General features: G+C 40.0%; 11 protein-coding genes and 1 riboswitch. Of the genes, 9 read left to right on the plus strand and 2 right to left on the minus strand.

Features of this window, described 5'->3' with window-relative positions:
- Window positions 1–72: 72 nt before the first annotated feature.
- The gene (locus tag IQ283_RS18945; RefSeq protein ID WP_322098503.1) at window positions 73–768 is read right to left on the minus strand and encodes a Crp/Fnr family transcriptional regulator; all 696 of its coding nucleotides are present in this window, start codon (window positions 766–768) and stop codon (window positions 73–75) included.
- A 104-nt stretch (window positions 769–872) separates the two neighbouring features.
- Here IQ283_RS18945 and IQ283_RS18950 point away from each other — a divergent pair, with 104 nt between their 5' ends.
- The 8 genes from IQ283_RS18950 to IQ283_RS18985 all read left to right on the plus strand — a co-directional run bounded on the left by IQ283_RS18950 (window position 873) and on the right by IQ283_RS18985 (window position 8,151).
- Window positions 873–1,082, plus strand: a complete 210-nt coding sequence (locus IQ283_RS18950) for a glutaredoxin family protein (protein WP_194221631.1) — start codon at window positions 873–875, stop codon at window positions 1,080–1,082.
- Between the two features lie 403 nt (window positions 1,083–1,485).
- Entirely contained in the window at window positions 1,486–2,772 is a 1,287-nt protein-coding gene (gene egtB / locus IQ283_RS18955) for an ergothioneine biosynthesis protein EgtB (RefSeq protein ID WP_194221632.1), read from the plus strand.
- On the plus strand, window positions 2,769–2,960 hold the full coding sequence (locus IQ283_RS18960; RefSeq protein WP_194221633.1) for an L-histidine N(alpha)-methyltransferase: 192 nt from the start codon (window positions 2,769–2,771) through the stop codon (window positions 2,958–2,960). Before egtB ends, IQ283_RS18960 begins: the two co-directional genes overlap by 4 nt.
- 183 nt (window positions 2,961–3,143) lie before the next feature.
- The gene (locus IQ283_RS18965) at window positions 3,144–3,458 is read left to right on the plus strand and encodes a thioredoxin family protein (RefSeq protein WP_194221634.1); all 315 of its coding nucleotides are present in this window, start codon (window positions 3,144–3,146) and stop codon (window positions 3,456–3,458) included.
- A gap of 488 nt (window positions 3,459–3,946) precedes the next feature.
- Window positions 3,947–4,035: riboswitch (cyclic di-GMP riboswitch) on the plus strand.
- Window positions 4,036–4,060: 25 nt separating this feature from the next.
- Complete coding sequence (locus tag IQ283_RS18970) at window positions 4,061–4,198, plus strand: anti-repressor SinI family protein (protein WP_242057390.1); 138 nt, start codon at window positions 4,061–4,063, stop codon at window positions 4,196–4,198.
- 381 nt (window positions 4,199–4,579) lie between these two features.
- A complete protein-coding gene (locus IQ283_RS18975; RefSeq protein WP_194221635.1) occupies window positions 4,580–5,962 on the plus strand; it encodes a glycine--tRNA ligase in 1,383 nt (460 codons plus the stop codon).
- Between the two features lie 125 nt (window positions 5,963–6,087).
- A complete protein-coding gene (locus IQ283_RS18980; RefSeq protein WP_194221636.1) occupies window positions 6,088–6,657 on the plus strand; it encodes an HAD-IA family hydrolase in 570 nt (189 codons plus the stop codon).
- A gap of 87 nt (window positions 6,658–6,744) precedes the next feature.
- A complete protein-coding gene (locus tag IQ283_RS18985) occupies window positions 6,745–8,151 on the plus strand; it encodes an MFS transporter (RefSeq protein WP_194221637.1) in 1,407 nt (468 codons plus the stop codon).
- Window positions 8,152–8,196: 45 nt separating this feature from the next.
- Here the strand turns inward: IQ283_RS18985 and IQ283_RS18990 are convergent, their stop codons facing one another.
- The gene (locus tag IQ283_RS18990; RefSeq protein WP_194221638.1) at window positions 8,197–9,102 is read right to left on the minus strand and encodes a LysR family transcriptional regulator; all 906 of its coding nucleotides are present in this window, start codon (window positions 9,100–9,102) and stop codon (window positions 8,197–8,199) included.
- Window positions 9,103–9,278: 176 nt separating this feature from the next.
- Between IQ283_RS18990 and gltB the strand changes: the two genes are divergently transcribed.
- Window positions 9,279–13,868 carry a glutamate synthase large subunit gene (gene gltB, locus IQ283_RS18995; protein ID WP_194221639.1) on the plus strand — a complete coding sequence of 1,530 codons (4,590 nt, stop codon included), beginning with the start codon at window positions 9,279–9,281 and terminating at the stop codon, window positions 13,866–13,868.
- The last annotated feature ends 6 nt before the right edge of the window (window positions 13,869–13,874 follow it).

Below are 13,874 nucleotides of genomic sequence, written 5' to 3' on the forward strand. Positions count from 1 at the left end.
GAGGGGCAAGAAAAGACGCTAATGAAACTTAGCGTCTTTTCTTGTGAAGAGGATATCTGATGTCTCTGCTTCTTATTCGCCGTTTTCTTCCATGTAGGATATTGCCTGTTCTGCATGGATCGCAAATGTTAGCGGCGTTTTTTTTATGTAGCCAGCTTTTTTAAGTTCGCTAATCGTGGCGCTCACTGTTTCTCTTGTGGACCCGATCATCGTAGCGATATCATAATGCGTTAACTTAATATCAATGGTTTGCCATTCATTTTTTCTTTTACCAAATTTTTCGCTGAGTTTCATTAAAAGCGATAGGATTCGATATTTTACACTCCTGAGCGCCAGGTTTTCACTCATTTCATAGATTTCTTTTAAACGAGAAGAAAGAATTTCAATGAATTTTATGGCGAGCTTGGGGTTTTCGGAAATAAGTTCTTCAAATTGATCTTTTCCGATGACGCAGACATATACGTCAGACATGGCTTCCGCATATACGGAATCATCATTGAGAGAGAAACTAGATGTTTCACCGAATATGTTACCGTCTCCTAGAAGGTCAACAGTTAATTGTTTTCCTGCAGCGTTTGAGCGATAGAGACGTACCGTTCCTTTTTTTAAAAGGAAGAGGGCTTTCATCGGGTTTTCGGGTCCTAATATGACTGTTCCTTTTTTTAAAGGTTGCATGTCACTTACGCGATCAATTTGCATTAAATCATTCATTTCGAGTTCTTCAAATAAATTGATCTGAGATAACATTGTTAATTTATCTATTTTCATCACCTTCATTCATGTCAAAGTAGTTGTACTCCGTAATTTAGCTTACATCATTTTACCTATTTTATCACTTATACTCAACTATGTTAGGAGGTTAGAAGTCTAACATGGAACAGGTTACGTTATTTACGATTACAAGTTGTATCGATTGCTATAAAATGAAACAGCATCTTATGGTGAAAAACATCCCGTTTGAAGAAGTTAATTTAATGGAACAGCCAGATCGACAGGATGAACTCATTAAGGTCGCTGGGGAATTCAATGTGCCCTTTCTTGTAGGTGGAAAAGAAGCTCTTTCTTTAGAAGACCTTGAATAGCCAAGCAATAATGAGAGGATGAGAGGCATAATGTAGAGCACCTATTAAAGATGCTATGTTAAATTCACATCCTCCAATCCTTTATACGGCAATGATAGATTCAGTCGCATTAGGTATTGAAAAGGGTTGTGTTTTCACATGTTTTTTTAGTTTTTGCGATAAAGGCATGTAACCGTCATATTGAAACATAATCAACTAGAGAAACTCTTGAAATTGCAAATACTTTTCTAAAGTGAGAGAAAAGCAATTGTTGGCTTCAGAAGGCATTCTCCTAACTACAAAGGGGCATAAGATATTTTAAATGTTTTCTTGGAAACAGGAAAATGTCTTTTAATGTTTAATTTATTTGAAGCAAGGGTAAAATTTGGTGTTCATACATTATTAAGATTTTGGGGAGGAACTTATGGTACAACAATCCATTCAATTAAACGAATTACGAGAACAATTGCTTCATGCTTATGAAGCAACACGCACAATGACGAACACCTTAGTGGAACCACTTGAAACGGAGGATTTCACTATTCAATCGATTCCAGATGTAAGTCCTCCCAAATGGCACATGGCACACACAACGTGGTTTTTTGAAACGTTTATTCTGAAAGAATACTGTGAAAACTACAAGTCATTTCACGAAGAATTCGAATACTTATTTAACTCGTACTATGAAAGTGTAGGAAGTTATTTCCCTCGCCATGCAAGAGGTTTGCTGAGCAGGCCAAGTATAGATAAAGTTAGAAGCTATCGATCTGATATTGATGAAGAAATGGTTACTCTTATTCAAGAAATTGACGATAGTAAACTTCACCAGGTTGCTGATTTAGTAGAAATCGGATTGAATCACGAGCAACAGCATCAAGAGCTTTTAATGACAGACATTAAATATAATTTTTCCATTAATCCATTGAAACCCGTCTACCGTTCACTTGAGGTTAATTCTAAAGAAAAAGCTACACCATTAGAGTGGATCTCGTTTGAGGGAGGTCTGATTGAAACGGGTATAAATGAAGATGATGGTTTTTCCTTTGATAATGAACGTCCAATACATAAATCTTGGCTTGAGCCATTTAAGTTAGCGACTAGAACAGTAACGAACGGGGAATATCTTGCGTTTATTAAAGCTGGTGGTTATAAAGAAGCGACCTACTGGTTATCAGATGGTTGGGCAACAGTAAAGAAAGAAAATTGGCAAGCACCGTTGCATTGGGTTGAAAAGGATGGGGAGTGGTATACCTTTACGCTTCATGGGTTAGTTCCACTAAATATAGAAGAACCTGTTACACATATTAGCTACTACGAAGCTGAAGCATATGCAAGCTTTGTAGGTAAAAGACTTCCTTCTGAGTCCGAATGGGAACTTGCAGTTCGCGATCAGCCGATTGCGGGTAATTTTGTTGAAGATGGCATCTATCATCCCGTCGCATCGGTCAAGGAAAATGAAGGTAGAATAAAAAAAGCCTATGGAGATGTGTGGGAATGGACGAAAAGTCCTTATATGCCTTACCCTGGTAATAAACCGCTTGACGGGGCGTTGGGTGAGTATAATGCAAAATTCATGAGCAGTCAGATGATTCTAAGAGGCGGATCATGTGTTACCTCCGTATCTCATATTCGTCCGACTTATCGAAATTTCTTTGGTCCAGATAAACGCTGGCAATTTACCGGCATTCGTCTTGCAGATGATGAGCTATGATAAAAACTTCGCAAAGTATTCAGCTAGTTGATTTCTTATCAGAACAATCTGATCGACTTCAAGAAGTTTTAAAGGGGCTGACAGCTCCCAATAAGGAGCTTGAGCCTAAATTTCTTTATGATCAATATGGATCAGAGCTATTTGAAGAAATCACACAGCTAGAAGAATATTATCCGACTCGAACATAGTCTTAAAGAACTTAAACTGTTAGCAGAGAATTCAGGTTTCACACCAATGAAAACATGGACCGATCAAGAACAGCTTTTCAGTTTGCACTATCTTAGTGTGAAATAACGTAAGCTTTCTTACAGACATTCAATGATTATTTCGATATAATTGTTAATGAAGATATAGGTGAAGGAGAGATAATCATGAAGAAGATTGAAACAGCTGATTCTTATCAGTCATTCATTAACAATAATGACGTATCCATTCTTAAATATGAAGCAAACTGGTGCCCGGATTGCAAGCGTCTTGACTTTTTTATTGATGATATAATGAATGCTCATCATGAAAAACAATGGGCTCAAATCGATATTGAACAATTCCCTGAAATAACAGAGGAAAATGATGTCATGGGTATCCCGAGCCTTCTTGTCTATAAAGACGGCAAAAAGATTGGTCACTTGCATAGTGCGAATACCAAAAATCCAGATCAGGTGAAAGAATATTTAAGTCAATTTTAAATAAAAGAGAAGGTTGCGAAGGCAACCTTCTCTTATTTTGTTAGAACATATTCAATGGACCCGTCGATTAATGAATGAACAAATGCAACTGTATATCCAATGCTAAGGTAAGTAGAGAGTGTCTCACTACAACGTGGATGTAATGGTTCTGTTGGGGCATGAATACTTTTATACATGGTTTTTACGGTGCTAGAGATGGGTTCACAACGAAGTAGTACAACATGTTTACCGCTCCAAGCGGTACTAATGTGATTTCTATGCATATCACTCTTCCTTTGCGAAAAATATATTCAGGGAATACAGTTAGGATATGAGTGAAATCGTAGGATGTTAGAAGTAGAAATGAAAACTTAAAAATATTTTGAATTTTCATCGAATAACTGGTATATTAGTAGCATATAACGTCAAACTTCTCGATAATCGCATCGATTCACTAAAAAGTTGTGTGTTTTGTAAGTTTATGGTCGGAATGTGTCATTTCTGAATTCTCCAGACAAGGGCAAACCATCCTAAAGGGTGGGACGCAAAGACACAGGTCTAATGTTGGTTCGCCAACGATGACGGCTGGTCCTCCTGGAAAACCCATGAAGGAGGAGAAAAGAATGACCATGGCTAAACCTAAGCCTAAGAAGGTACTTGATCAAGAATGGGTTATTCTCATGAGGGCTGCCAGGGAACTTGGATTGAAGAAAGAAGAGGTACAGGCATTCTTAAGACAACACAAAAACCGACATCTATGAATATACATAAATGCATGACGACCTATAAGGTCGTTTTTTTGTGATAAGCTTTGATGAAAGCAAATACGGTGTGAAATGAATAATCCTTGACTTTAGGGCAATATTTTTTGTATCATATGTCATATCAATTGCATACATAAACCATACTAACTATGAAGGATAAATAGTAGTCAGAATAACCTTGATTTTAGCGATTCGGGGACGGTGGAAGCCCGAACGAGGTCTGATGAAACGGCAGTCTGGAGTTACGTTTCTCAAAGTGGATGCCTTATTTGCATCAACTAGGGTGGAACCGCGGGTGCATAAGCTCTCGTCCCTGGACATTTTTTGTCCATGGATTGGGAGCTTTTTATATTGATTGAGAAAAAAGGAGAGAATGACATGACAATTTCAATGGATCAGATCGTTTCAGTATCAAAGCACAGAGGATTTATTTTCCCTGGTTCTGATATTTACGGTGGACTAGCAAATACGTGGGATTATGGACCACTTGGTGTAGAACTTAAGAAAAATATTAAAGATGCATGGTGGAAGAAGTTTGTTCAAGAATCACCTTATAACAGTGGTCTAGATGCCGCCATTCTAATGAATCCAAAAACGTGGGAAGCTTCAGGACATTTAGGTAATTTCAATGATCCTTTAATTGATTGCAAAAGCTGTAAAACACGTCACCGTGCAGATAAATTAATTGAGGACGCTCTTTCTACTGATGAAGAGGACATGATTGCAGACGGCCTTTCATTTGAAGAAATGGAGCGTTTGATGAAAGAAAATCATATTACTTGCCCGGAGTGTGGCAGTGAAGATTTCACAGAAATTCGTCAATTTGATCTTATGTTTAAAACCCATCAAGGTGTAACAAAATCGAGCACGAGTGAAATTTACCTTCGCCCAGAAACGGCGCAGGGAATCTTCGTAAACTTTAAAAATGTTCAACGCTCTATGCGTAAGAAAGTGCCTTTTGGTATTGCACAAGTTGGAAAAAGCTTCCGGAATGAAATTACACCAGGTAACTTTACATTCCGTACTCGTGAATTTGAACAAATGGAGCTTGAATTCTTCTGTAAGCCAGGTAACGAACTAGAGTGGCATGAGTATTGGAAAGAATACTGCAAAAATTGGCTTCTAAATCTTGGTGTAAAAGAAGATAGCATCCGACTGCGTGAGCATGCAGAAGATGAACTGTCGCATTATAGTAATGCAACAACTGATATCGAGTACAAGTTCCCATTTGGCTGGGGCGAACTTTGGGGTGTTGCTTCTCGAACAGATTACGACTTAAAGCAGCATATGGAACATTCCAATGAAGATTTCACTTATCACGATCAACAAACAGGTGAGAAGTATGTACCTTATTGCATTGAGCCTTCACTTGGTGCTGACCGCGTCACTCTTGCTTTCTTGATTGAAGCATATGAAGAACAGGAGCTTGAAGATGGCACAACTAGAAGTGTGATGCACTTCCATCCAGCGATCGCTCCGTTTAAAGCTGCTGTATTCCCTCTATCTAAGAAGCTTTCTGAAGAAGCGCGTGCTGTTCATGCGGAACTTTCGAAATACTTTATGGTTGATTATGATGAGGCTGGCTCAATTGGTAAACGTTACCGTCGTCATGATGAAGTTGGTACACCGTACGCCATTACATTTGATTTTGATTCTGTTGAAGACCAACAAGTGACGATTCGTGACCGTGACACAATGGAACAAAAGAGAATGCCGATTTCTGAACTGAAAAGCTTTCTTGAAGAAAAAACACAATTTTAATGTAGGAAGCCGCTCAAAATTCGAGCGGCTTTTCTTTATAATAAAAAATGACAATGATTCTTATTGATCGTTTACCCGCGAGATTAAACTAACTTGTTGTATAACTAATAAGGAGTGAATAGTAAGTGAGGATTCTATGGGATTTTGATGGCACATTATTTGATACATACCCTGCTTTTACAAAAGTGATGAAAGAATTAGTCTCTAAAGATGTAAAGGAAGAAGATATCTTAAAAGAGCTAAAAGTGTCTTTTCGTCATGCGACGGAAGTGTTTCAATTAACTGAAGAACAAATTAAAACGTTTCGTGAAATGGATAATGCTTTGTCACCAGAAGATAAACCACCATTTCCTGGTTTGAAAACTATTCTTCAAAAAGCTGAATTAAATGTCATCATGACTCATAAACCGCGTGAAGAGGTGATCACGATTTTAAAGTATTTTAATATGGAGCATTATTTCGCTGATCTTGTTGCGGGAGATGATGGATTTCCACGTAAGCCTGATCCTGCATCCTATCACCATTTGAATAACAAGCATCAGCTTGATCTTGCCGTTGGTGACAGAGTACTTGATATTCTCCCTGCTAAAGAAGTGGGAATCAAAACTTGTTTATTTCAGAATGATTCTTCAGGCGCTGATCTATATGTTACTAATTATGAGGACTTGAAAAACCTGTTATGGCCATCTTCGTAAAAAGCTTTTTATGGCCATTTAAAAGTTGAAGTCCTTCATATTCATATGTGATAATACACATATGAATATGAAGGGGATGGTTTTGCCGTGGATAAAAAACTTCGGTTTATTTTAATTACATTTTTATTAGGGGTTTTTCTAGGCGCGCTTGATTCAGGAATCGTTTCTCCTGCCTTAACAACGCTTATAGAAGATCTTGGCATCGATTTGAAATGGACAGTTTGGGTCGTTACGATCTATACACTTGTTTATGCGGTAAGCATGCCGATTGTAGGAAAACTTGCTGACTTATTTGGAAGAAAGCGTATTTTTCTTGCAGGGATTACGTTATTTGCACTAGGTTCCCTTCTTGCGGGACTTAGTCAATCACTTCCTGTTCTATTAGCTGGAAGAGCGATTCAAGCCCTCGGAGGAGGGGGAATCATTCCAATAGCGAATGCTGTGATTGGAAGTAGTTTTCCGAAAGAAAAGCGAGGTATGGCTCTGGGTTTAGTAGGTGCGATGTTTGGCGTAGCGACTATACTGGGACCGAACGTTGGAGGTTTCTTCGTTGCACAGCTTAGCTGGCGCTGGATTTTCTTTATCAACCTTCCAATTGCTGTTGTTATTATCATAATGGGGTTAAAGCTTCCGGATGACCGAACAGAGAGTAAGAAACCTACACTTGATTGGGGCGGGGCGCTTGTTCTATCATTTCTCATTGTGTCCCTTTTACTAGGTCTAACCAACCTTGAAACGAGTGAATTTCTTCAATCCATCCAATCATTGCTTGTATGGCCATTGTTACTTATCAGTCTTGTGCTTATTTACCCATTGATCAAGGTCGAAAAAGCGGCCGCGGATCCTATACTGAAATTAAGCTACTTTACTGATCGGAATATTGTTCTCGCATTATTTATTTCAACGATTACCGGTATTGGGATCATTAGTATGATTTTCGTACCGTCATTCTCTGAAATTATCTTGTCATTATCAAGGGGCCAGGGTGGTTATGTGATGACAATTTTAGCCGTTGCATCTGGATTCGCAGCACCTATAGGAGGTGTTCTTCTTGATAAGTGGGGCGCCAAACAAGTTGTGTTATTAGGCTTTTCATTAAGTCTTCTTGGCTCACTCGTTTTTACTTATCTAGCAGATGGATGGCTAACCCTTTCGCTTGGTATGGTGCTGTCTGGTGTTGGAATTGGATTTACAATGGGCACACCGCTTAATTACATTATCCTTGAGTTAACTCCTGATCGAGAAGCTGGCGCAGCGCTTTCTCTAGTAAGTACATTTAGATCTGTTGGAACATCACTTGGTCCTGTTATCCTTGCAGGATTCATTGCGACTTCAGGTTCAAGTACATTTAGCGGTAGCAAAATAACGGATGGAGTAAGGGATATGATTCTATCAGGATATGAGCATATGTATCTAGCTGCTTCGGTTATATTTCTAACTGGACTTATTCTCGGCGTCTTTCTAAAAATGCCGGCAAAAGCCTCACAAAGTTAATTGATTTAAAAAAACCATGTCGAGCGTATTGCTCGACATGGTTTTTTATTGTCCAAATCGGTTAAGAACTTCATAAAAATGGGTAAGAAATTCAAAAAACTTTCTTTCAGAAGGAGCTAGCTCTCTTCCTTGCGGGATAATGACGCCGACTGTTCTCGTGACGTTTGGCTCTGATAACTCAATTTTGACTGTCTCACCTGGGAGCTGCTCAGAAAGGGTTATCTCAGGTAGTAGACTTACGCCAAGTCCAGCTGCAACTAGTCCTTTGATCGTATCGATATCTTCACCTTCAAATGCAATACGTGGTTTGAATCCAACTTGCTGGCAGGCTGAAGTAACGAGATGATGCAGGGCATAACCAGAGCGAAACAGCACAAATGGTTCATTTTTTAATTGTCCGAGCCGTAGCATTGGATAGTCGGCCAGGGGATGAGATATAGGGAGGAGGGCTAATAGTTTTTCTGTAAAGAAAATATGCCCATCAACATCAGTTCGATCTTTCGGCACTGGGGACACGAAAGCAATATCTATCTCTCCTTTACTTACTGCATCGGTAAGATCTTGTACAGATCCCTGTCTTAATTGAAATCCAACGCTAGGGTGCTCCTTTCGAAATGCAGAAATAACGGTAGGTAATGTTTTAGCGGCAAGGCTGTTTGGAAATCCAATTCGAATCGTCCCTGTATCAGGATTTAAAAATTCATATACGGCTTGTCTCGCGCGTTCAATTTCTGAAATGGCCGTTTCAGCATGATCCATAAATATATGTCCTACTTGTGTTAGCTTTACATTCCGGCCTTCTCGAATAAATAACTGCACTCCAAGCTCAGATTCAAGGTTGGCAATTTGTCTACTTACAGCTGATTGTGCGACGTGAAGGGAATTAGCTGCGTCTGTCACATGCTCTCGTTTCGCCACTTCCATAAAATAATACAATTGCCTGAGTTCCATTTAAAACAATCTCTCCTTTGATTCATATCAATATTAGATTAATTATATCTAAATTATATATTGGAAGCATTGGTTAAAGCAATGTACAATAAGTGTAGAATATTTAAACAATTTCGACGTTATGGCGTTAAAGCGAGAAACCATAATGAATTGGGATAAGAGCGAGGAGTGGGATTATGGATAGAAGTAATTTTCCAGAGAAACAAGGATTATATGATCCAATTCATGAGCATGACGCTTGTGGCATCGGACTGATCGCCAATATGAATAATGTGCCTGCACACGACATTATTGAAAAAGGAGTCTATATGTTACGCCAGCTAGATCACCGAGGAGGGCAGGGAAGCGATCCTGACACGGGTGACGGTGCGGGTATTATGTTACAGATTCCACACGAGTTTTTCAAAAAGAATTCAGGGTTCAACCTACCAGATAAAGGTGAGTACGGAGTAGGAATGATGTTCCTTCCGGTAGATAATCAGCTGAGACAGCGTGCAAAACAAATTGTTGAGAAAGCAATCAAGGAAGCAGGTCAAGAGTTTATTGGCTGGAGAACGGTTCCTGTAGATGAAACGACAATTGGAGAAGCGGCATGTATTGCTCAGCCTGTCATTCGACAGGTCTTTATTAAGAAAAGCGATATTTCAGCTGAAGAATTTGAACGTAAATTATACGTTATTCGTAAAAAAGCAGAGAAGCAAGTTGCTCAAGATTCACAGTTATCAAAAACAAAGTATTATGCAGCGAGCTTCTCCAAAGATACGATTGTTTATAAAGGGATGTTAACACCAGAACAGCTGGATCAATTTTATCTTGATTTGAAAGATCCTAGTTTTAAATCAGCATTTTCAATGGTGCACTCACGCTTTAGTACAAATACTTTCCCAAGCTGGGATCGTGCCCATCCAAACCGTTATCTTATTCATAATGGGGAGATCAATACTCTTCGTGGAAATGTGAACTGGATGAGAGCAAGAGAAGGAGCTCTTCAATCGGAAGTATTTGGAGATGACATGAAAGACATTGCTCCAATTGTCCGTCCAAATGGAAGTGACTCCTCTTCATTAGATAACTGTCTTGAATTCTTGAATCTCTCAGGCCGTTCATTACCACATGCGGCAATGATGATGATTCCAGAGCCATGGGACCGTGATGCTACGATGCTGGATCCAAAGAAAGCATTTTATGAGTATCATAGTACATTGATGGAGCCATGGGATGGTCCAACAGCTATTGCGTTTACTAACGGTCGTCAAATAGGAGCGATGCTTGATCGTAATGGTTTGCGTCCTGCACGATACGTTATCACAAACGACGACACGTTTATTCTTTCTTCTGAAGTTGGCGTTATTGAAATAGAAGAAGAGAAGATTACAGAAAAAGGCCGCTTAAGTCCTGGGAAAATGCTACTACTCGATCTAGAGGAAAAGCGCCTCGTTGACGATGAGGAGATTAAAGCGCAAATTGCGACTGATAAACCTTACCGTAAATGGCTTGATGAAAACCTTATGAGTCTTTCACCAGAAAAAGTGAAGACAAGACAGATAGATGAGAAAGAACTCGTCCAAACACAGCGTGCTTTTGGATACACATATGAAGAACTTACAAAAAATATCGCGCCAATGGTTACTGAGAAAAAAGATCCAATCGGATCAATGGGAAATGACGTGCCATTAGCTGTTCTTTCTGAGCGTCCACAGTTACTGTTTAACTACTTTAAACAGCTGTTTGCTCAAGTAACGAATCCACCAATTGATTCGATCCGAGAAGAATCCGTTACTTCAACAATGACGCTGCTTGGCCCTGAAGGAAATTTACTTGAAACAAAACCAGGAAGCGCTAGAAGAATTCGTCTTGAAACACCTATTTTAACAGATAGTCGATTTGAAGCGATTAAGGCATTAGACGAAGAGGACTTTCATCCTGAAACACTTAGTTTATTGTTTAATGCAGCACGTGGTGAAACGGAAATGGAGCATGCACTTCTGGCGTTATTCCGTAAAGCTGATCGCGCAATTAAAAACGGGAAAAGCATACTTGTTCTTTCTGATTTTGGAGTGAATCATGAGAAAGCGGCGATTCCTTCTTTACTTGCTCTAAGTGGCCTTCATCATCACTTGATTAAACGCGAGACGCGGACGAAAGTAAGTTTGATCGTAGAAACAGGTGAAGCTAGGGACGTTCATCAGTTTGCTATGTTAGTTGGTTATGGAGCAGACGCCATTTATCCATATGCTGCTTATGACTCGATTGACCATATGATTAACGACGGGACGATTGAGGGCTTTTCTTTCGAAGATGCCGTTGATAATTATATTGATGCTGCGACAACTGGAATTGTAAAAGTGATGTCCAAAATGGGCATTTCAACAATACAAAGCTATCGAGGAGCGCAAATTTTCGAGGCGATTGGAGTTAGCAACGAAGTAATTGATCGTTATTTTGCTGGTACAGCTTCGCAAATTGATGGTATTCCAATCGATGTTATTGCAACAGAAACGTTAATGAGGCATCACTTTGCTTATCATGATTCTGAATATAGTGATCTTACACTTGAAACAGGTAGTGAACTGCAGTGGAGAAATGGGGGAGAGCACCATTCATTCAATCCGAAAACCATTCATACACTCCAACACGCTGCTAGAAGTAATAACTATGAATTATATAAGAAATTCTCTGGCATGGCGTTAGAAGAGAATCTCACTTATTTAAGACAGGCGATTGATTTTGGTTCAAAAGATGCGATCTCGATTGATGAGGTTGAAAGTGTTGAATCGATTACTCGTAGGTTTAAAACGGGTGCAATGAGCTATGGTGCCTTAAGTGGTGAAGCTCACGAAGCTCTTGCGATTGCAATGAACCGTATAGGGGGACGTAGCAATAGCGGTGAAGGTGGAGAGGACCCTTCTCGTTTCACTCCTGATGAAAATGGTGATCTTCGTCGAAGCTCTATTAAACAGGTAGCATCAGGTCGATTTGGTGTATCAAGCTACTACTTAAGCAATGCAGATGAAATTCAAATTAAAATGGCTCAAGGTGCGAAGCCTGGTGAAGGTGGTCAGCTACCAGGGAAGAAAGTATACCCTTGGATTGCTGAAGTTCGTGGCTCGACTCCAGGTGTTGGACTAATTTCACCACCACCACACCATGATATATATTCGATTGAGGATCTTGCCCAGCTAATTCATGATTTAAAGAATGCAAATCCATCTGCACGAATCAACGTAAAGCTAGTTTCAAAAGCAGGGGTTGGTACGATTGCTGCAGGTGTAGCTAAAGGGCTTGCAGATGTTATTCTCATTAGCGGATATGAGGGTGGAACAGGAGCATCTCCAAGAACGAGTATCAAACACGCTGGTCTTCCATGGGAACTTGGTTTAGCGGAGACGCATCAAACACTCGTATTAAATGATTTACGTGATCGTGTTGTTCTAGAAGCTGATGGAAAAATGATGACTGGTCGTGACGTCGTGATGGCAGCTATTCTAGGCGCTGAAGAATTTGGATTCTCGACAGCACCGTTAGTCGTTCTAGGTTGTATTCTTATGAGAGCGTGCCATCTTGATACATGCCCGGTTGGTGTAGCTACTCAAAATCCTGAACTACGTAAGAAATTTATGGGGAATCCGGATCACGTCGTGAACTACATGCAGTTTATTGCACAAGAAGTTCGTGAAATCATGGCTGAGCTAGGCTTTAGAACGATCGAGGAGATGATTGGACGTACGGATGTACTGAAAGTAAGTCGTCGCACGAAAGATCACTGGAAAGCAAGATACCTTGATCTAAAACCGCTTCTCTATCAGCCGCATGTGTCAGAAGAGGTTGGCCGCTTCAAACAGCGTGATCAGGATCACAAGTTAGAAGCAGCACTTGACAATACCTCAATTATTCCTGCAGCACTCGGTGCGCTCGAAGAAAAGAAGCCGTTTGAGGGATCTTATGTTATTCGTAATACAAACCGCGTTGCAGGTGCTCTTCTAGGACATGAAATTACGAAGCGCTATGGCGCAGAAGGACTTCCAGAAGATATGATTCGCTTACACTTCACAGGTTCAGCAGGTCAAAGTTTTGGAGCTTTCGTACCTAATGGCGTCACAATGGAACTAGAAGGCGATGCTAATGATTATGTAGGTAAAGGGTTATCAGGTGGGAAACTGATCATTCACCCGTCCGCTAAGGCTGAGTTTGCTCGTGATGAAAATACAATTGTAGGTAACGTTGCTTTCTACGGAGCAACTTCAGGTGAAGCTTATATTAGCGGTCTCGCAGGAGAGCGATTCTGTGTAAGAAATAGTGGTGCAAGTGCGGTTGTTGAAGGTATTGGAGACAACGGTTGTGAATACATGACAGGTGGACGTGTCGTTATTCTTGGTGAGACCGGAAAGAACTTTGCAGCAGGTATGTCAGGTGGAATTGCTTATGTTCTTTCAGATGATCAGGAGGCGTTTAAGCGCAATGTAAATGCTGAAATGGTTCACATTGAATCACTACGTAACTATGACGAGATTCTTGAAGTGAAGCATTTGATTCAGCAGCATGCTTACTTTACTGATAGTCCGAAAGCGATCCGTTTCATTCAAAACTGGAATGAGGTTGTCGGGAAAATCGTTAAAGTGATTCCGAAAGAATATAAGAGAATCACAGAATCATTAGAAGAATTGAAAGAAAAAGGCTATGAAGATGACGACGCAGCATATGAAGTGTTCCAGCAGGCTAAGAACGGTCAAGTAAAGCCACGTCAAAGTGACCTGGAACCGGTATAAGGGGAG

The sequence above is a fragment of the Pseudalkalibacillus hwajinpoensis genome (genome assembly GCF_015234585.1).
GTDB classification, from domain to species: domain Bacteria; phylum Bacillota; class Bacilli; order Bacillales; family Guptibacillaceae; genus Guptibacillus; species Guptibacillus hwajinpoensis_B.